Below are 19,447 nucleotides of genomic sequence, written 5' to 3'. Positions count from 1 at the left end.
GGTCCGATGGTTGCGCCCATGCCGGCGAATTAGTTAATCTGTTTACTAACTTCGGTGGGAATCTGCGAGCATCGCTCGCCCTGAGACCGGCGGGCGCCGCTCGCGTCGCGGCTCCGCCGACGTGACGACCACCCACCTCGGTTCGACCGGGGCACGACGACACAGGAGGCCGGCCATGGCGTTCTATCGGCAGCTCGGCAATGTTCCGCCGAAGCGTCACACCCAGCACCGGGACGACGCAGGAGCCCTCTACTTCGAGGAGCTGATGGGAGAGGAGGGCTTCTCCTCGGACTCCTCGCTGCTCTACCACCGCGAGATTCCGTCGGCCATCGTCGACGCGACGGTGTGGGAACTGCGGGACCAGAGCACCACCCCGAACCACCCGCTCAAGCCGCGTCACCTCAAGCTCCACGACCTCTTCCCGGAGGAGACCTGGGCCGAGACCGATGTCGTGACCGGTCGCCGGCTGATCCTCGGCAACGCCGACGTGCGCCTGTCGTACGTGGTCGCGGCGAATGAGTCGCCGCTCTACCGCAACTCGATCGGCGACGAGATGGTCTACGTCGAATCCGGTGAGGCGACCGTCGAGACCGTCTTCGGCGTGCTCGAAGCCCGCGAAGGCGACTACGTGCTGATCCCGCGGGCCACCACCCACCGCTGGATCCCGAAGGGCGAGAAGGCCTTGCGTGCCTACGCCATCGAGGCGAACAGTCACATCGTGCCGCCCAAGCGGTACCTCTCCCGGTTCGGTCAGCTGCTCGAGAACGCCCCGTTCTGCGAGCGTGACCTGCACGGCCCCGCGGCGCCCCTGCTGGCCGAGGGCACCGACGTGGAGGTCCTGGTCAAGCACCGCACCTCCCGGGGCATCGTCGGCACCCGGATGGTCTACCCGACGCACCCGTTCGACGTCGTCGGCTGGGACGGCTGCCTGTACCCGTACACGTTCAACATCTCCGACTACGAGCCCATCACCGGTCGCGTGCACCAGCCGCCGCCGGCGCATCAGGCGTTCGAGGGCGACAACTTCGTCATCTGCAACTTCGTGCCGCGCAAGGTCGACTACCACCCGCTGTCGATCCCGGTGCCGTACTACCACTCCAACGTGGACTCCGACGAGATCATGTTCTACGTCGGCGGCGACTACGAGGCCCGCAAGGGCTCGGGCATCGGCCAGGGCTCGATCTCGATCCACCCCGGCGGTCACGCGCACGGCCCGCAGCCGGGCGCGTACGAGCGCAGCATCGGCGTCGAGTTCTTCGACGAGCTTGCGGTCATGGTCGACACCTTCCGTCCGCTCGAGCTGGGGGAGGGCGCGCTGGCCTGTGAGGACGACGCCTACGCGTGGTCCTGGTCAGGACGGGGGCCCGCCAAGTGACCATTTCTCCTCTGCTGAAGGGCCTGTGCGACGACGCGGCGCTGTTTCCCCCCGGGAATGCGCCGATGGACGCCGCGGTGCCCGCGCACCTCGCCCACCTGTGCAGTGACCACGCTGCGTTGGTGGGGCCGTTCGTGTTTCCGGCGCCGCGGCTGGATGAGCTGCCCGCGATCGTCGCGGCGCAGGCCGGCAAGCTCGAGCTGAGCCTGACCGTGCCCGGCGGCACCGACGCCGTTCCGGCGGCGCTCGAGAAGCTGCGCGCCATCGACGGCGCGACGCTGGTCGCCATGGAGATCGCCGTGCCGGAGGGGCAGGCCACGGCGGACCTGTTCGCTGCGCTCGACGAGATCGCCACGGCGGCACCGGGTGTGGACATCTTTGTCGAGGTGCCGCGGGACGACCGTCGCGCCGACGTTCTCGGCGGACTGGCCGGCACGCCATACGCGGCGAAGTTCCGCACCGGCGGCGTCGTGGCTGCCGCCTACCCGGACGAGGCCGAACTGGCCGCCGCGATCTCGGCCGTCGCTGGATCGGGCGGGCGATTCAAGGCGACCGCAGGACTGCACCACGCAGTCCGGAACACGGACCCGGACACGGGATTCGAGCAGCATGGCTTCCTCAACGTCATGCTGGCCACCCATCGGGCCGCCGTCGGTGCGGGTGCCGAGGAGATCGCCGCGACGCTCGCCGACCGGGACGGGGCTCGGCTGGCCGCCGAACTGGCAGCCCTGCCCGCCGAGGCGGTGGACACGCTGCGTGCGTGCTTCCTGTCCTTCGGCACCTGCAGCATCGGTGACCCGCTGACCGAACTGGTCGACCTCGGGTTGGTGCCCGCCACTGTTTCCACGACCCTCGACGAAGGATCCATCGCATGACAGTCATCTCCATCTCCGACGAATCGCTCTTCGGCGTCGCAAACCTGCCGTACGGCGTCTTCTCGACGGCGGATTCCGGCCCACGGGTGGGTGTCCGGGTGGGCGACAGCGTCGTCGACCTCGCGAAGGCCCTCGGCGACGACGTGTTCGCGCAGCCGACCCTCAACGCCTTCATGGCCCAGGGCCGCGAACGCTGGGTCGCGGTCCGCGCACAGATCACCGAACTGGTCGCCGGCGAGATCGCCGACGCCGCGGTCTTCGGGATCGGCGACGTCACGATGCACCTGCCGATTGCGGTCGCGGACTACGTCGACTTCTACGCATCGGAGAACCACGCGACCAACCTCGGACGGCTCTTCCGCCCGGATTCCGCTGCGCTGATGCCGAACTGGAAGCACCTGCCGGTCGGCTACCACGGCCGCTCCAGCACCGTCGTGGTGTCGGGCACCGACATCGTGCGCCCGTGCGGTCAGCGCAAGGCTCCGGCCGACGCGGCGCCGTCGTTCGGTCCGTCGATCCGCCTCGACATCGAGGCCGAGATGGGCTTCGTCGTCGGCGTCGGTTCGCCGATGGGCTCGTCGATCACCCCGGACCAGTTCGCCGAGCACTGCTTCGGCGCCGTGATCCTCAACGACTGGTCCGCCCGCGACATCCAGGCCTGGGAGTACGTGCCGCTGGGCCCGAACCTGGGCAAGAGCTTCGCGACCTCCATCTCCCCGTGGGTCGTCCCGCTGCTCGCCCTCGAGGCGGCCCGCGTCGACACCCCGGCCCAGGATCCGACGCCGCTGCCGTACCTGCAGGGCGACGAGAAGTGGGGCCTGGACATCGATCTCCAGGTCGAGTGGAACGGGCACGTCGTCTCGCGCCCGCCGTACGCGCAGATGTACTGGTCGCCCGCGCAGATGCTCGCGCACACCACCGTCAACGGTGCCGCGGCCAGCACGGGCGACCTGTTCGGGTCCGGCACCATCTCGGGTCCGGAGAAGGATCAGCGAGGCGCGTTCATCGAACTGACCTGGGGCGGGGCCGAACCCGTCGCCGTCGGTGACGAGCAGCGCACCTTCCTCGAGGACGGGGACGAGGTCTCGATCTCCGCGACCGCCCCCGGCGCCGACGGCTCCCGCATCGGTTTCGGCGAGGTCCGCGCCCGAATCCTCCCGGCCGTGACGGACGGTGCCCGATGAGCAAGGTCTACGCGAGCGCGGCCGAGGCCGTCGCGGACGTTCAGGACGGTGCCTCGCTGGCCGTCGGCGGGTTCGGCCTGTGCGGAATCCCGAACGCGCTGATCGACGGGCTCGCCGAGCGCGGTGTGTCCGGGCTCGAGGTGTTCTCCAACAACTGTGGCGTCGACGACTGCGGTCTGGGAATTCTCCTGTCCGCGCGTCAGATCCGCCGGGTGACTGCGTCGTACGTCGGCGAGAACAAGGAGTTCGCCCGTCAGTACCTCTCGGGTGAGCTGGAGGTGGAGTTGACGCCGCAGGGCACGCTCGCCGAGCGGCTGCGGGCCGGCGGCGCGGGGATCCCCGCGTTCTTCACCCCGGCCGGCGTCGGCACCCCGGTGTCCGAGGGTGGGCTGCCGTGGCGTTACCACGCCGACGGTTCGGTCGCGATCGCGTCACCGGCGAAGGAGACGCGGGAGTTCGGCGGCAAGACCTTCGTGCTCGAGGAGTCGATCGTCGCGGACTACGCGCTGGTGCACGCCGAGATCGGCGACACCGAGGGCAACCTGGTGTTCAACAAGACCGCGATGAACTTCAACCCGCTGGCCGCGATGGCCGGCCGGGTCACCATCGCCCAGGTCGAGAGGCTGGTCGAGCCGGGTGAACTCGATCCCGCGCAGGTGCACCTGCCGGGGGTGTTCGTCCAGCGAGTGGTGCAGACGGGCCTGCAGGACAAGCGAATCGAGAAGCGGACGGTGTCGGCATGAGCTGGTCACGGGAGCAGATGGCCGCGCGCGCCGCGGCCGAGATGATTGACGGCGAGTACGTGAACCTGGGGATCGGGTTGCCGACCTTGATCCCCAACTACCTCCCCGACGGTGTGAAGGTGGTTCTGCACTCGGAGAACGGCATCCTCGGCACCGGTCCGTACCCGGCGGAGGACAAGGTCGACCCGGACCTGATCAACGCGGGCAAGGAGACCGTCACGGTGAATCCAGGTGCGGCGTTCTTCGATTCGGCGTTGTCGTTCGGCATGATTCGCGGTGGGCACATCGACACCGCGGTTCTCGGTGGCATGCAGGTCTCGCGGAACGGCGACCTCGCCAATTGGATGGTGCCGGGCAAGATGGTCAAGGGCATGGGCGGCGCGATGGACCTGGTGCACGGCGCCCGGAGGGTCATCGTGGTCATGGAACACACCGACCGGGACGGCGGCGCCAAGATCGTGGACGAGTGCACGTTGCCGTTGACCGGTAAGGGCGTGGTGCAGCGGATCATCACGAATCTGGCCGTGATCGACGTCGAGGGCGAGAAACTGGTGCTGCGTGAACTCGCGCCCGGCGTGACGGTCGAGCAGGTGCAGGAATCGACCGGCGCCGAGCTGGTCGTCGAACTGACAGTCTGAACCGGAAGGCCACGGCCCCGTCCGACCTCTCGGTCGGGCGGGGCCGTCGTCGTGTTCCGCTCAGGTGGTCAGCGTGCCATGTGCTGCGCCGCGCGGTAGGAGAACACCATCGCGGTGCCCAGCGGGACGCCGGGGCCGGGGTAGAAGGCGCCGCTCAGCGAGGCGCTGGTGTTGCTGGCCGCGTAGAGGCCCTCGACGACGGTGCCGTCGGCGCGCAGCACCCGGGCGTCGACGTCGGTGACCAGGCCGCCCTTGGTGCCGAGGTCGCTGAGTACGATCCGCGCCGCGTAGAACGGGCCGTTCTCGATCGCCGTCAGGGCCGCGTTCGGGCCGCCGTTGGGCGGGCAGAAGAACGCGTCGTACGGGTCCTCACCGCGGTGGAACTGCTCGTCGACGCCGGTCTTGGCGAAGCCGTTGAACTGCTCGACGCTGGCGCGCAGCGCCTCCGCGGGCAGCCCCGTCTTGGCGGCGAGTTCCTCGAGGGTGTCCGCCTGCACCCAGGTGCCGGCCTCGAGGTGCTTCGCGGGCGCGGTGTTCGGGATGCTGATGCCGGGCAGCCCGCCACCCTCGCGCGAGTCGAAGATCATCCACGACGGGACGGCATCGCCGGTTGTGTTGCGTGCGTGCATGGCCCGGCCGAACTGGTCGTAGGGCAGCGACTCGTTCAGGTAGCGCTCGCCGGTCGCGTCGACCACGATGCCGCCGCGGATGCCGACCAGGAACGCGGCCGAGCCGTCCGGCTGCTCGACGCCGGGGCAGAACCAGGCCTGGTCCAGCAGCGCGGTGGCGCCGCCTGCCGCGACGCCGGCAGCGATCGCCTCGCCGGTGTTGGCGCCGAACGGACCCATGCTCCAGGCCGCCTTGCCGGGGGTGCCGGACTGCTCGCGCACCTCCGCGTTGCCCTCGATGCCGCCGGCGGCCATCAGCACGCCGTGGCTGCCGCCGATGCGCAGCTTCTCGCCGTTGCTCTCCGCCTCGACACCGACCACGCGACCGTCCTCGACGACGAGGCCGGTGACCCGGACACCGGTGCGCAGCACGGCGTTCCCGGTGCCCACCACTGCGGCGAGCAGGCGTCCGATCAGGGCCCGTCCACCGATCATCGGGCCGGGTGCGTGGCCCTGCCCGGTGCGGTCCTGGTCCAGCTCGGGACGCACCTGGTCGGCCAGGTCGCCGATGGCGGCCGGGTCGAGGTCGAGCGGGTTGATCGAGCGGCCGGTGTCCATCCGGCCCTCGGCCTTGTAGTAGTCGGGAAAGGCCCGGAACTCGAACTCGATGTTCGGGTCCTGCTCGAGCAGCGCGACGACGGCGGGGGCGGTGTCGACGTAGGCGTCCTGCCGCGCCGCCTCGGCGTCGCCGAGCAGGGAACGGAGGTAGGTGCGGGCGTTCTCGGTGGAGTCGGGCAGGGCCGCGCGCTCCTGGACCTGAGTGCCCGGCAGCCAGATGGAGGCGCCAGAGTACGAGGAGGTGCCGCCGAACAGGTCGGTCTTCTCCAGCACTACGGTGCGCAGCCCCTGTGACGCCGCAGCGTATGCACCGGTCAGGGCGCCGCCGCCGGACCCCACCACCACCACGTCGAACTCGTCGGTCCAAGCCTGCATTGGATTTCCCTCCATCGTGCCGGTCGACGCACTGGGCAGTGTCGACTCACCGGCAAAAGGCAATCGCAGGAGGGTCCTCGGCGGGACCCGTATTCCCACTGAGCGGAACCCGGGGTCGTGCATGCTCTACAGATGTAAGGATTGACCGGCGTATGTGAAGTGTGAACAGAAGGTGGGGATCATGCCGAGGCTTTCGGAAGCGCGGGACGCGGCCGAACCGAGTTCGGTGGAACAGGTGGCCCGGCACGGCCGGATCCTGGACGCGGCCGCGCAGCTTGCAGCGGAGAAGGACCTCGAGCGGGTCCAGATGCACGAGGTGGCGAAGCTGGCGGGGGTCGCGATCGGCACCCTCTACCGGTACTTCCCGTCGAAGACACACCTGTTCGTCGCGGTGATGGTGGACCAGATCGACCAGATGGCGGACGGCTTCGCGCGGCGACCGCGGACCTTCGCGTCGCCGGCCGACGGGGTGTACGACCTGCTGCTGCGGGCGAACCGTGCGCTGATGCGCCGTCCCAAGCTGGCGACCGCGATGATCCAGTCGACGGCGAGCTCGAACGCGGCGACCATTCCGGACGTCGCGAAGATCGACCGGCACTTCGAGGCGATGCTGCTCCGGTCTGCGGGGATCGTGGAGCCGACCGTCCGGGACACCACCGTCATCCGGTTGATGGTCGCCCTGTGGTTCGGCCTGATCCAGTCGGGGCTGAACGGTCGGGCGTCGATCCCGGACACCGAGTCGGACCTGCGCACGGCCTGCGACCTGCTGTTGGTGGACCTGTCCAGCTCGCCCGGGCGCGGCTGACCACTCGCACTTTCCCGTCCACGACCCCGGTCGCCGCTCGCGGCACCGGGGTCGCGTCGTGTCCGGGGTGCTCGAGGCGTCGCCACGACGGGCGTGTGGACCGGCCATTGCCACCGAATGTTAAATAGAATACATTCCAGAAATGAGCTCGAACTGCGCCGCGGTCGAGCCCCGGTCCCGGCGCCGTGCGTCGGCATCTGAGCAAGGGGAACTGTCATGAGCAATGTCGTCATCGTCGAGGCCGCCCGGACGCCGATCGGCCGTCGCCGCGGCGCCCTGGCCGGCCTGCACCCCACCGAACTGCTCGGTGCCGCGCAGCGCGGCGTCCTCGAGCGTGCCGGGGTGGCCCCGGAGCAGATCGGCCAGATCATCGGCGGCGCCGTCACCCAGGTCGGCGAGCAGTCCAACAATGTCGCGCGAAACGCCTGGCTGCACGCGGGACTGCCGCACACCACCGCAGCGACCACGATCGACTGCGCGTGCGGCTCCTCGCAGCAGGCCGTGCACCTGGTCGCCGGCCTCATCGCCTCGGGCCAGATCGACGCCGGCATCGGCTGCGGCGTGGAGTCGATGAGCCGCGTGTTCCTCGGGCAGGCGCTGGCGCCGGGCACCGGCCTGCCCTACCCGGCCGACTGGAACATCGACCTGGGTGACCAGTTCACGTCCGTCGAGCGGATCGCGATCAACCGCGGCATCAATCGCGGCGACGTCGACGCCCTCGGGCTCGAGTCCCAGCGGCGGGCAGCCCAGGCCTGGGCCGAGGGGCGTTTCGATCGCGAGATCGTGCCGGTGCAGGCGCCCGTCGTCGACAAGGAGGGCACCCCCTCCGGCGAGATCGTCACCGTCACCCGCGACGGCGGCCTGCGCGAGACCACCGCCGAGGCCCTGGCTGCGCTCAAGCCGGTCGTCGAGGGCGGCGTCCACACCGCGGGCAACTCCTCGCAGATCAGCGACGGCGCGGCGGCGGTGCTGCTGATGAGCGAGGAGAAGGCCGCGGAGCTGGGCCTGCGTCCCCGCGCCCGGATCGTCAGCTCGGGCATGGTCGGATCCGACCCGTACTACCACCTCGACGGCCCGATCGACGCCACCCGGCACGTGCTGGCCAAGGCCGGCATGACCCTCGGCGACATCGACCGCGTCGAGATCAACGAGGCCTTCGCGGCGGTCGTGCTGTCCTGGGCCCAGGTGCTCGAGGCCGACATGAGCAAAGTCAACGTCAACGGCGGCGCCATCGCGCTCGGCCACCCCGTCGGCTCCACCGGCGCCCGGCTGATCACCTCCGCGCTGCACGAGCTCGAGCGGTCGGACACCTCCACCGCGCTGATCGCGATGTGCGCCGGCGGCGCCCTGTCGACCGCCACCGTCATCGAACGCATCTGACCGGAGAGTCCGGCCGACCCCTCGGGGGTGGGCCATGCTCGCCGAGATCTATAGAATTTCTTCTACTTTTTGAGGACTGTCGATGACCATTGGACTGAGTGACGAAGACCGCGACCTCCGCGACTCGGTGCGGGGCTGGGCCGCGCGCCACGCCACGCCCGCCGTCGTCCGGGACGCCGTCGAGGCCAAGCGCGAGGAGCGTCCCGGGTACTGGGCGGCGCTCGCGGAGCAGGGGCTGCTCGGACTGCACCTGCCGGAGGAGGTCGGCGGCGCCGGCTACGGGCTGGTCGAGCTCGCCGTGGCCGTCGAGGAACTCGGACGCTCGATGGTCCCCGGCCCGTTCCTGCCCACCGTGCTGGTCAGCGCGGTGCTCGCGGACGCCGGCCGCACCGGCGAGCTCGCCGGCCTGGCGGACGGCTCCACACTGGGCGCGGTCGCGCTGCAGCCGGGGACGCTGCGCCTGGTTCGCGAGGGCGGCGGTGTCCGGCTGACGGGCACCTCCAGCCACGTGCTCGGTGGGCAAGTCGGGGACCTCCTCCTCGTCGCGGCCCGCGACGGCGACGTCACCGCGTGGGTGCTGCTGCGCAGGGACCGCCTCGAGCTCACCGACCTGCCCAGTCACGACGTGGTCCGTCGCAACGCGGAGTTCACCGTCGACGGCCTCGAGCTCGCTGCAGACGAACTGCTCGCGGTGGACCCGCAACGGGTGCTGGACCTGGCCGCGACGCTCCTCGCCGCGGAGGCGTCCGGCCTCGCTGACTGGGCGGTCACCACCGCCGCGGAGTACGCGAAGGTGCGTCAGCAGTTCGGGCGGCCGATCGGGCAGTTCCAGGGCGTCAAGCACAAGGCCGCGCGGATGCTCACCCTGGCCGAGCAGGCCCGGGTCTGCGCGTGGGACGCGGCGCGGGCGATGACCCCCGGCAACGGTGTCACCGCGGGCGAGGCCTCCCTCGCGGCGGCCGTGGCCGGCGCCACCGCGGTCGAGGCCGGCTTCTCGGTCACCCGGGACTGCATCCAGGTGCTCGGCGGAATCGGCTACACCTGGGAGCATGACGCGCACCTGTACCTACGCCGCGCGCAGTCGCTGCGCATCCTGCTCGGCTCCACCGCGAGTTGGCGTCGCCGCGTCGCCCAGCTGACAGTCGACGGGACCCGTCGCGTGCTCAGCGTCGAACTGCCGCCGGAGGCCGAGCAGGTGCGCACCGACGTGCGCGCCGAGCTGGCCGCCGCGGTCGAGCTCTCCGGTGCCGAGCGCACCGCGTACCTGGCCGAGAAGGGCTACACCGCACCGCACTTCGCGGCGCCCTGGGGCAAGGGCGCCGACGCGGTCAGCCAGCTGGTGATCGCCGAGGAACTGCGCGCGGCGGAGCTCGAACCGCACGACATGATCATCGGCAACTGGGTCGTCCCGACCCTGATCGCGCACGGCAACGCCGAGCAGTTGGCGCGCTTCGTGCCGCCGTCGCTGCGCGGCGACATTGTCTGGTGCCAGCTGTTCTCCGAGCCGGGCGCCGGTTCCGACCTCGCCGGCCTGAGCACCAAGGCCACCAAGGTCGACGGCGGCTGGAAGCTGCAGGGCCAGAAGGTCTGGACGTCGATGGCCCGCGACGCGCACTGGGGCATCTGCCTCGCGCGCACCGATGCCGACGTGCCCAAGCACAAGGGCCTGTCGTACTTCCTGATCGACATGCGGAACACCGAGGGCCTCGACATCCGGCCGCTGCGCGAAATCACCGGCGAGGCACTGTTCAACGAGGTGTTCTTCGACGACGTCTTCGTCCCGGACGAGTTGCTGGTCGGCGGGCCGGGCGACGGCTGGAAGCTGGCCCGCACCACCCTGGCCAACGAGCGGGTCTCGCTCTCGAACGACTCGTCCCTCGGCTCCGGCGGCGAGGCGCTGCTCGACCTCGTCGACACGCTCCCCGGCGGCATCGACGCCGAGCAGCTCACCGTCCTCGGAAAGGTGCTGTGTGACGCGCAGTCGGGCGGCCTGCTGGGCCTGCGCACCACCCTGCGTTCGCTCACCGGCGCCCAGCCGGGCGCGGAGTCCTCGGTGGCCAAGCTGATCGGTGTCGAGCACCTGCAGCAGGTGTGGGACGTCGCGATGGAGTGGGCGGGGCCGTCCTCGCTGCTCGGCGACCAGCACCGGATGTCGGCGACCCAGATGTTCCTCAATTCCCAGTGCATGTCCATCGCAGGTGGTACCACCAATGTTCAGCTGAACATCATCGGCGAGCGGATCCTCGGGCTCCCGCGTGACCCCGAGCCCGGAAAGTGAGTTCTACTGTGTCGGATCAAATGCGGACCAACCGAACCTTCGTCGTCGGCGTCGGCATGACCAAGTTCGAGAAGATCGAGTCTCGTGACTGGCAGTACCCGGACATGGTGTCCGAGGCCGTGGGTGCCGCCCTCGCCGACGCCGGCGTCTCGTACGACCAGGTGCAGCGCGCCGCGGTCGGCTACGTCTTCCAGCCGTCGGCCGCCGGCCAGCGCGCGCTGTACGAGACGGGCCTGACCGGCATCCCGATCGTCAACGTCAACAACAACTGCGCCACCGGGTCGTCGGCTCTGATGATGGCCCGCGAGTGGGTGCAGGGTGGCATCGTCGACGTCGCGCTCGCGGTGGGCTTCGAGAAGATGACCAAGACGGCCCTCACCGGAACCGGTGAGGTGCCCAAGGTCTCCACGCTCGACGACCACCTCAAGGTCATGACCGCCAAGCACGAGTGGGGTCGCGGCCCGATGACGGCGCAGCTGTTCGGCAACGCGGCGCTCGAGCACATGGAGCGCTACGGCACCACCGTCGAGCAGATCGCGTCCGTCGCGGTGAAGAACCACAAGCACTCGGTGAACAACCCGTACGCGCAGTTCCGTGACGAGTACACGCTGGCACAGGTGTTGGAAGACAAGATGATCCACGCCCCGCTCACCCGCTCGCAGTGCTCGCCCACCTCGGACGGTGCGGGCGCCGCGATCGTGGTCAGCGAACGCTTCGTGCGCGAGCACGGCCTCGAGGACCAGGCGATCGAGATCGTCGCCCAGGCGCTCACCACCGACACCGCGGAGGCGTTCGGGGAGCAGTCGATGATCGACGTGGTCGGGGCCCCGATGACGCGGGCCGCGGCCGAGCAGGTGTTCGCCGAGTCCGGCCTCACCATCGAGGACGTCGACGTCATCGAACTGCACGACTGCTTCGCGATCAACGAGATCATCACGTACGAGGGCCTCGGCCTGTGCGGCGCGGGCGAGGGCGGCAAGCTCGTCGAGTCCGGCGCCACCACGTACGGCGGCCAGTGGGTCGTCAACCCGTCCGGCGGGCTGATCTCGAAGGGGCATCCACTCGGCGCCACCGGCCTGGCGCAGTGCGCCGAGCTGACCTGGCAGCTGCGCGGCCAGGCCGACGCCCGCCAGGTCGACGGCGCCCGCGTGGGCCTGCAACACAACCTCGGCCTCGGTGGCGCGTGCGTGGTCACGCTGTACCGGGCCGGCACCATCTCGAAGGAGTCTCAGTAAGCATGCCGATCGATGTGGCGGCCGCACTGGCCGCCGAACCCACTGTCCGCGAGGCAAACTGGACCGAGCGCGACGTGCTGCTCTACCACCTGGGCCTGGGTGCCGGTGTGAACTCGCTGGATCCGGCCGAGCTCGGCTGGGTCTACGAAAAGGGCCTGCGGGTGCTGCCGACGTTCGCGATGGTCGCCGGCCAGGGCGTCTCGGCGGGCAACCTGAAGCCTGCCGGGATGAACATGCCGGGCATCGACATCGACCTGCGCAAGATCCTGCACGCGGGGCAGTCGCTGACCGTGCACGCCCCGATCCCCGCGAACGGCGCGGCCCGGGTCTCGTCCCGGGTGGCGAACGTGTGGGACAAGGGCAAGGCCGCGATGATCGTGCTCGAACAGGCCGCCGCAGACCTCGACGGAAACCCGTTGTGGACCACCGAGATGCAGATCTGGGCCCGCGGTGAGGGCGGTTTCGGCGGGGACGCCGGACCCGAGGCCTCCGCGGCCGTACCCGAGCGTGCGCCCGACACGGTGCTGGTGTCGGCGACCAGCCCGCAGCAGGCGCTGGTCTACCGGCTCAGCGGCGACATGAACCCGCTGCACGCGGACCCCGCGTTCGCGAAGATGGCCGGGTTCGAGCAGCCGATCCTGCACGGGCTCGCGTCGTTCGGCATCGTCTGCAAGGCGGTCGTGGACGGGCTGCTCGACGGCGACCCGTCGCGGGTGCGCAGCCTGTCGGTGCGCTTCGCGGGGTCGGTGTACCCGGGCGAGACGATCGAGACCTCCGTCTGGCGGGACGGGGACAGCCTGACCCTGCTCGCGACCTGTCCGGAACGGGACGGCTCGACCGTGCTGACCCACGCAACCATGGAGGTTCGGTCTTGAACGTCGGCGAGCACCCCACCGCCCAGACCCACGCACACGGGACGGTGCTGACGTCGGCGCCGCAGGACGCGCCGGTGGACCGGGCGACCGCCGCGGCCCGCCGCGTGATCGACGCGATGCTGCGCACCGACCGGGGCAATGCGAACCTGGACCGGGTCGCGGAGGAGCTCAACAGCATCGCCGACCATCTCGAGGAGCACGCTCCCGAGGTGGCGGAACGGCTCATCGACATGTGGGGTGGCGAGGGCGTCACGCGCCACGACCCGGTGACCGGACCGGAGAACGCGATCGCGCCGCCGCTGGTGCTGGCGGGACTCGATGACGGCTCGGTACAGGGCGTCGTCACGCTGACCCTGCCGTACCAGGGACCTCCCGGGTGCGTGCACGGCGGAGTCTCGGCGCTGATCCTCGACCATGTGCTCGGCGTCGCGAACGCGTGGGGCGGCAAGGCGGGCATGACCGCGCAGCTGAACGTGCGGTACCACCGCCCGACCCCGCTGTTCGAGCCGCTGACGATCACCGGCAAGCAGATGTCGGTGGAGGGTCGCAAGATCCACACCGTCGGCGACATCAAGACGGAGACCGGCGACGTGTGCGTCTCGGTCGAGGGTCTGTTCATCGACGCGGCGGTGCCGCGCCCCCGCTGACCCACCCCCGCACCCGACCGAATGTCGCATTTGTTCAGTCCAGATGAACGAATGCGACATTCGGTTGACCGGAGCGAGCCGAAGTTTCTGTTGCAGAGGAGTGCGAGCATGGGCAAGTTGGCCGGACGGGTCGCGATCGTCACCGGTGCGGGCATGGGCATCGGCCGCGGCGTCGCGGGTGCGCTGGCGCGCGAGGGCGCGGACGTGCTGGTCGCGGAGATCGACGCCCGTGCGGGCGCCGACACCGCAAGGTGGCTGCGTGACGAGTGGGGCGTGCGGGCCAGGTTCGTGAGCACCGACGTCACGGAGCAGGACCAGGTGCACTCCATGGTCGACGCGGCGGTCGAGGAGTTCGGCCGGCTCGACATCCTGGTCAACAATGCTTGGCGCACACTCGGGTACGACCGCCTGGAGAGGACCGACGCGGAGAGTATGCGCGCCGGTTTCGACATGGCCGTGATGGCCGCGTTCTGGTCGATGCAGCGCGCATTTCCGGAACTCGCGAAGCACGGCACCGGGCGGGTGGTCAACATGTGCAGTCTCAACGGCGTCAATGCGCACATGTACTCCGTGTCCTACAACGCGGCCAAGGAGGCTCTGCGCACCCTCACCCGCACAGCTGCCCGGGAGTGGGCACCGAAGCAGGTGTGCTGCAACGTGATCTGCCCCGGCGCGCAGAGTGCGGCATACCAGCGGGTGGCCGACGCCAATCCTGAGATGGCCGCGTCGATGGCCTCGGCCAATCCGATGGGACGCATCGGCGACCCGCTCGACGACATCGGTCCGGTGGTGGCGTTCCTGGCGAGTGACGAGTCGCGGTACGTCACCGGGAACACGATGTTCGTCGACGGCGGCGGACACATCAACGGTGTGCAGTGGGCGCCGCAGGTGGACTGAATTGTCATCCCGGCCCGAACCGATTCGCGATGCGGTCACGGCGGTCGGCGCGGATACTCGAATCGACGGACGACAATCGTGACGAGGACGACCGGTGAGGAGCTGCTCGATGGACGGAGAAGGCGGAGGTACTCCCTCTCAGCTGATCGACGCGAGAATCCAGGAGTTGGACGACTGGCGGGGCGAGACACTCGACCGGATCCGGCGTCTCATCCACCAGGCCGACCCCGACGTGGTGGAGGAGTGGAAGTGGCGAGGGGTCCCGGTGTGGTCGCACGCCGGCATGATCTGCACCGGTGAGACGTACAAGAGCGCGGTGAAGGTGACCTTTGCCAAGGGCGCGTCGTTGGCCGACCCGGCCTCCCTCTTCAATTCCAGCCTCGAAGGCAACACCAGGCGTGCCATCGACTTCCATGAGGGCGATGCAGTCGACGAAGAGGCATTGAAGGCACTCGTTCATGCCGCCGTGGCACTGAACACGTCGTCGGCAGGCACGCGCCGCGGGAAGTGATGCGATTAGCGCCATTCGGCGGTCACTGGGCGTCGGACAGGTGCTCGCTCGTGACCCGACCCCAGTGCCGCTGATGCGGCTGTCTCCGAAGGGAGCGCCGCTTCGGCCGGTCGGTGGGCGCAGGAGACATGGCGCCCACCGACATCGGACGGGTGAACGATCAGCCGCAGCCGAGCGTCAGACCAGGGCCTTGGCCTTGAGCTGCTCGAACTCGGCCTGCGTGATGGTGCCCGCGTCGAGCAGTGTCTTCGCCTCGGCGATCTGGGCGGCCCCGGACTGGCCGGCGACCTCGCGGATGTAGCTGTCGGCGGCCTGCTTGGCCTCGACGTTTGCCTCGCGGTTCCGCTCCGCGATGCCCTTGCCGCGGGTGAGCAGGTAGACGAAGGCAGTGAGGTACGGCAGGAGGATCAGGAAGATGATCCACAGGACGCGGGCAACGCCCGACATCTTTCGATCGCGGAACAGGTCGGTGAGGACCTGGAACAGGACCAGCAGGTAGGCGACAAACGCGAAAACCAAGAGCGTGTACCAGAGCAGATCCCAGATCGAATCCATCACAGTGAAATTCCCCCTTCAGGCGCGTGTCCCGGATTCGGGACGGTGACCGCAGCTAATTCGTAGCAGACTCTTCGGCGGGCGCCCACTTCAGCCGTCCTGCAGGGGTGAGATCAGCCGTTGCGCCTGTTCGTTCAGCAGCTCCGCAAGGTGGACGCCGGGGCGGCCCGCCAACTGGTCGGCCTGGGTTCGACACGAGAAGCCGTCCGCCAGCAACACCACGTCGGGACCCGACTCGCGCAGCGCCGGGAGCAGAGCATTCTCCGCCACCGCGACCGAGACGTCGTAGTGCCCACGTTCCATGCCGAAGTTCCCGGCCAGGCCACAGCATCCGGCCAGTTCGGTGATGGTCGCACCGGACCGTTCCAACAGTCGCCGGTCCGCCTCGAATCCCATCACCGCGTGTTGGTGACAGTGCGGTTGCACCACGACGCACACCCCGTCCAGTCGCGGCGGCGACCACGGCTCGCCATCGGGTCCGACTGTGGCGGTGAGGAACTCGGCCAGGGTATGCGTCGATGTGGCGACCAGGCGTGAGCGCGGGTCGTCGGGCAGCAGTTCGAGCAGGTCGGAGCGCAGCACCGCGGTGCACGACGGCTCGAGTCCCACGATCGGACGACCGGCCCGCACGTGTGGCTGCAGCTGGTCGAGGGTGGCGGTGAGTTGTCTTCTCGCCCCGTCCAACTGGCCGGTGCTGATCCAGGTGAGCCCGCAGCACGCCGCACGCTCGGTGACCAGCACCCGGTACCCGGCATCCTCGAGCAGGGCGACCGCTGCCTTCGCCACAGCCGGCGAGAAGGCGTCGGTGAAGGTGTCGATCCACAGCAGCACCTCGGTGCCGCGGCTCGGCGAATCGCCCCTGCGCCCCCACCACTTCCGGAATGACTGCGGCGCCAGCGCCGGAACGTCGCGGCGCGGGTCGATGCCGGCCAACCGGAGAGCGACGCGGCGTACCGGCGCGAGTCCCGTGGCCGTGTTGGCGAGTGCGGGCGCCCGGGCGCCGAGGCGGGTCCACAGCGGGAGCCGGCCCAGGGTGTAGTGCGCGGCCGGGCGCCTGCGGCCCTTGTACTTTCGGTACAGCGACTCCGACTTGTAGGCCGCCATGTCCACCCCGGCGGGGCAGTCCGAGGCACAGGCCTTGCATGACAGGCACAGGTCCAGCGACTCCGCGAGTTCCGGGGCGTCGAACCCGGCGGTCACCAGCGTCCCGTTGAGCACCTCCTGCAGCACCCGGGCCCGGCCGCGGGTGCTGTCCTTCTCGTCCCGGGTGGCCAGGAAGGACGGGCACATGAACCCGCCCGCCGCGGAGTTGTCGGCGCGGCACTTCCCGATGCCCACGCAACGGTGCACGGCGGTCGTCAGGTCGCCACCGTCCTCGCGGAGGGCGAGGCCACCGGCCGTCGGCACGCTCCGCACGCCGGCCAGACGCAGGTGTGCATCCACGGCGTCGGGTCGGACCACCACGCCGGGGTTGAGCAGGCCGTCGGGGTCGAACAGGTCCTTGAACCCGGCGAACGCCGACAACGCAGCGGGGGAGTACATCAACGGCAGCAGTTCCGAGCGTGCGCGACCGTCGCCGTGCTCGCCGGACATCGAACCGCCGTGTGAGGCAACGAGAGTGGCGGCGTCCACGAGGAAAGCACGAAACCGCGTCGGCGCGTCCGCGATGGGCAGGTCCAGCCGCACGTGCACGCAGCCGTCGCCGAAGTGGCCGTACAGCAACCCGTCCACGCCGTGCTCGCGGGTCAGGTCCTCGAACTCGCGCAGGTAACGGCCGAGCCGGTCCTGCGGGACCGCGGCATCTTCCCAGCCGGGCCACGCGGGGTGCCCGTCCCGGGTGCGTCCGGACAGCCCGACGCCGTCCGCTCGGATCCGCCACAGTGCCGCCGACTCCGCGCCCGTCGCCAGCACCCGGGTGTCCACCGCGCCGGCCGCCCGGCAGACGGCGGCCGCCCGGTCCAGGGCCTCCGCGGCCGTGTCGCCGGCCATCTCGACGAACAGCCAGCCGGCGCCGCGCGGCAGGTCGGGCACGGTGCCGTGGTGCCGGCGCACCACGTCGACCAGGCGGGCGTCGATGCCCTCGACGGCCAGGGGCTGCGCGGTGAGCAGAGCGGGCACGTCGTCCGCAGCGGAGGGCATGTCGGGGTAGCCGAGGACGGCCAGCGCCGTCGCGGCCGGTACCGGGACCAGGTCCACGGTGGCGTCGAGGATCAGCCCACAGGTGCCCTCGGTGCCGACGAACGCCCGGGCCAGTCGGTGGCCGCGTTCGGGCAGCAGGTGTTCGAGCGAGAAGCCGGAGACCTGCCGGTCGAAGCGGCCCAGTTCGGTCCGGAGCACGGCCAGGTTGGCCGTGACCAGCCTGGCCAGCCCGGGCACGGCGCCGAGGTCGTCGCCCAGGGTGCGCGGCTTGCCGGTGCCGTCCAGGATCCGCAGGCTGCGCACGTTGTCGGACGTGCGACCCCACGCCACCGCGCGGGGCCCGCAGGCGTTGTTGCCGATCATGCCGCCGAGGGTGCACCGGTCCTGGGTGGACGGGTCCGGACCGAACCGGAGTCGGTGCGGCGCGGCCGCCCGCTGCAGTGCGCCGAGCACCACGCCGGGCTGAACCACCGCGGTCCGGGACCCGGGGTCGAGTTCGAGGATCCGGCCCAGGTGGCGGCTGAAGTCGAGCACCAGTCCGGGGCCGATGGCGTTGCCCGCCACCGAGGTTCCCGCTCCTCGCGCGGTGATCGGGAGGCCGTGCTCGCGGCCGAGGTCGAGGGTGGCGGCGACGTCCTCCGCGGAGCGCGGGAACACCACCGCGGCCGGGACCACCCGGTAGTTCGAGGCGTCGGAGGAGTACTCCGCGCGGCGCCGGGTGGCGTCGTCCACCTCGCCCGCGATGCGCGTGCGCAGAGTTGCCACCGCCGAGGCCAGTTCGGGGGTACCGCCGGAGTGCGACACAGTGCCGATACTACGGCCATGGCGCGGCCCGAGGGCGCCGGTGGGAGGACGGCCTGCGGCACGAGGGTGCCGCAGGCGGGCGCCGCCATGGCGCAGGCAGACCGGACACGGGCCACGCGGATGATTGATGCGCATCGACTTGTACTGTTAGACAAAATGATTAGATGAATTGTTCCAGTTCTCGAGAAGGGTTCGTCGGGCACCTCGGGCGTGCATGATGTCAGCTGCCATACCTGCTCGTGCACCGCCGAAGCATGCAACCCGGAGAGAAATGGACACCCTGTGAAGTCATCACGTAAGAGCATTGCCCGCGTGGGCGCCGTTGCCGGATTCGCCGCCCTGGCCCTGGCCGTCAACCCTGCGGTTGGTTCGGCAGCGGTCACCGGTTCCGTCGCCGGGTCCTGGGAGGGTCCCGGTACTCCCATCATCGTGGAGTTCACCAACATCGGCTCTCCCACGCTGCTCTCGTGTGGCGTTCACCTGGCTACGAGGTCCGGGGCATTCGTCGATGCCGGCGCGGTGAAAATGACCGGAAGTCCGGCCGCAGGTACCTACCGCTCGCCAGTCCTCGGGACAGAGAGCTACGTCATCACCGCGTACTGCATCGACGCGGACGGAGTGACGATGTTCAGCCCGAACGGTCCCATTGAGACCCCAGTGAAGAATTACCTGCAGAACAGCAGCTCGGACGGCAGCTCGGGCGGCAGCACCGAGACCGACCGAGCCATGACCAGCGTGGAGTCCCTGTTCGCCAGCTGATCGCCCGGCGCCGAGCGCCACTACCGCGCGGCCAGTCGCGCCCGCACCTCGACCGGGAGGTCGGTGCCGTCGCGGCGGCCGCGCGGTCTGCCGGCTCGAGTATCGGCCGCTGAGGATCGGCTGCGGCACCACCCGACAGTTCGACG

General features: G+C 70.0%; 17 protein-coding genes. 14 read left to right on the top strand and 3 right to left on the bottom strand.

Annotated elements, in window-relative coordinates:
• The first annotated feature begins 175 nt into the window (after positions 1 to 175).
• From RT2_RS05370 to RT2_RS05350, 5 genes are read left to right on the top strand one after another with little or no spacing between them, the layout of a single operon-like run.
• The gene (locus RT2_RS05370; protein WP_072843476.1) at positions 176 to 1,375 is read left to right on the top strand and encodes a homogentisate 1,2-dioxygenase; all 1,200 of its coding nucleotides are present in this window, start codon (positions 176 to 178) and stop codon (positions 1,373 to 1,375) included.
• Positions 1,372 to 2,250: a hypothetical protein gene (locus RT2_RS05365; RefSeq protein WP_072843475.1), complete on the top strand. Its 879-nt coding sequence runs from the start codon at positions 1,372 to 1,374 to the stop codon at positions 2,248 to 2,250. Before RT2_RS05370 ends, RT2_RS05365 begins: the two co-directional genes overlap by 4 nt.
• Positions 2,247 to 3,434, top strand: a complete 1,188-nt coding sequence (fahA, locus tag RT2_RS05360; protein ID WP_072843474.1) for a fumarylacetoacetase — start codon at positions 2,247 to 2,249, stop codon at positions 3,432 to 3,434. Before RT2_RS05365 ends, fahA begins: the two co-directional genes overlap by 4 nt.
• Positions 3,431 to 4,177: a CoA transferase subunit A gene (locus tag RT2_RS05355; RefSeq protein WP_072843473.1), complete on the top strand. Its 747-nt coding sequence runs from the start codon at positions 3,431 to 3,433 to the stop codon at positions 4,175 to 4,177. The genes fahA and RT2_RS05355 overlap by 4 nt, the downstream gene beginning before the upstream one ends.
• Positions 4,174 to 4,815 carry a CoA transferase subunit B gene (locus tag RT2_RS05350; protein WP_072843472.1) on the top strand — a complete coding sequence of 214 codons (642 nt, stop codon included), beginning with the start codon at positions 4,174 to 4,176 and terminating at the stop codon, positions 4,813 to 4,815. Before RT2_RS05355 ends, RT2_RS05350 begins: the two co-directional genes overlap by 4 nt.
• Positions 4,816 to 4,883: 68 nt before the next feature.
• On the opposite strand, the gene RT2_RS05345 is transcribed toward RT2_RS05350, so the two are convergent.
• On the bottom strand, positions 4,884 to 6,416 hold the full coding sequence (locus RT2_RS05345; protein ID WP_072843471.1) for an FAD-dependent oxidoreductase: 1,533 nt from the start codon (positions 6,414 to 6,416) through the stop codon (positions 4,884 to 4,886).
• A gap of 181 nt (positions 6,417 to 6,597) precedes the next feature.
• On the opposite strand from RT2_RS05345, the gene RT2_RS05340 reads away from it, so the two are divergent.
• The 8 genes from RT2_RS05340 to RT2_RS05305 all read left to right on the top strand — a co-directional run bounded on the left by RT2_RS05340 (position 6,598) and on the right by RT2_RS05305 (position 15,044).
• A complete protein-coding gene (locus tag RT2_RS05340; protein ID WP_072843542.1) occupies positions 6,598 to 7,221 on the top strand; it encodes a TetR/AcrR family transcriptional regulator in 624 nt (207 codons plus the stop codon).
• A 216-nt stretch (positions 7,222 to 7,437) separates the two neighbouring features.
• Positions 7,438 to 8,601 (top strand): steroid 3-ketoacyl-CoA thiolase, encoded by a 1,164-nt coding sequence (locus tag RT2_RS05335; RefSeq protein ID WP_072843470.1) that lies wholly within the window; start codon positions 7,438 to 7,440, stop codon positions 8,599 to 8,601.
• A gap of 82 nt (positions 8,602 to 8,683) precedes the next feature.
• On the top strand, positions 8,684 to 10,879 hold the full coding sequence (locus RT2_RS05330; protein ID WP_072843469.1) for an acyl-CoA dehydrogenase family protein: 2,196 nt from the start codon (positions 8,684 to 8,686) through the stop codon (positions 10,877 to 10,879).
• Positions 10,880 to 10,899: 20 nt separating this feature from the next.
• Positions 10,900 to 12,114 (top strand): lipid-transfer protein, encoded by a 1,215-nt coding sequence (locus RT2_RS05325; protein ID WP_072843468.1) that lies wholly within the window; start codon positions 10,900 to 10,902, stop codon positions 12,112 to 12,114.
• 2 nt (positions 12,115 to 12,116) lie between these two features.
• Complete coding sequence (locus tag RT2_RS05320) at positions 12,117 to 12,989, top strand: MaoC/PaaZ C-terminal domain-containing protein (RefSeq protein WP_072843467.1); 873 nt, start codon at positions 12,117 to 12,119, stop codon at positions 12,987 to 12,989.
• Entirely contained in the window at positions 12,986 to 13,636 is a 651-nt protein-coding gene (locus RT2_RS05315) for a PaaI family thioesterase (protein ID WP_072843466.1), read from the top strand. Before RT2_RS05320 ends, RT2_RS05315 begins: the two co-directional genes overlap by 4 nt.
• A 108-nt stretch (positions 13,637 to 13,744) precedes the next feature.
• The gene (locus RT2_RS05310) at positions 13,745 to 14,533 is read left to right on the top strand and encodes an SDR family NAD(P)-dependent oxidoreductase (protein WP_072843465.1); all 789 of its coding nucleotides are present in this window, start codon (positions 13,745 to 13,747) and stop codon (positions 14,531 to 14,533) included.
• Positions 14,534 to 14,642: 109 nt separating this feature from the next.
• Positions 14,643 to 15,044 carry a DUF1801 domain-containing protein gene (locus tag RT2_RS05305; protein ID WP_072843464.1) on the top strand — a complete coding sequence of 134 codons (402 nt, stop codon included), beginning with the start codon at positions 14,643 to 14,645 and terminating at the stop codon, positions 15,042 to 15,044.
• Between the two features lie 177 nt (positions 15,045 to 15,221).
• On the opposite strand, the gene RT2_RS05300 is transcribed toward RT2_RS05305, so the two are convergent.
• The gene (locus tag RT2_RS05300) at positions 15,222 to 15,599 is read right to left on the bottom strand and encodes an SHOCT domain-containing protein (protein WP_371851142.1); all 378 of its coding nucleotides are present in this window, start codon (positions 15,597 to 15,599) and stop codon (positions 15,222 to 15,224) included.
• A gap of 90 nt (positions 15,600 to 15,689) precedes the next feature.
• Positions 15,690 to 18,503 (bottom strand): FAD-binding and (Fe-S)-binding domain-containing protein, encoded by a 2,814-nt coding sequence (locus RT2_RS05295; protein ID WP_245709246.1) that lies wholly within the window; start codon positions 18,501 to 18,503, stop codon positions 15,690 to 15,692.
• A 468-nt stretch (positions 18,504 to 18,971) separates the two neighbouring features.
• On the opposite strand from RT2_RS05295, the gene RT2_RS05290 reads away from it, so the two are divergent.
• On the top strand, positions 18,972 to 19,301 hold the full coding sequence (locus tag RT2_RS05290) for a hypothetical protein (protein WP_139280375.1): 330 nt from the start codon (positions 18,972 to 18,974) through the stop codon (positions 19,299 to 19,301).
• The last annotated feature ends 146 nt before the right edge of the window (positions 19,302 to 19,447 follow it).

The sequence above is a fragment of the Rhodococcus tukisamuensis NBRC 100609 genome, assembly GCF_001894985.1.
GTDB classification, from domain to species: Bacteria; Actinomycetota; Actinomycetes; order Mycobacteriales; family Mycobacteriaceae; genus Rhodococcus_G; species Rhodococcus_G tukisamuensis.
The sequence above is the reverse complement of the archived record's forward strand: the minus strand, read 5'-3'. Positions and strand labels throughout refer to the sequence as shown.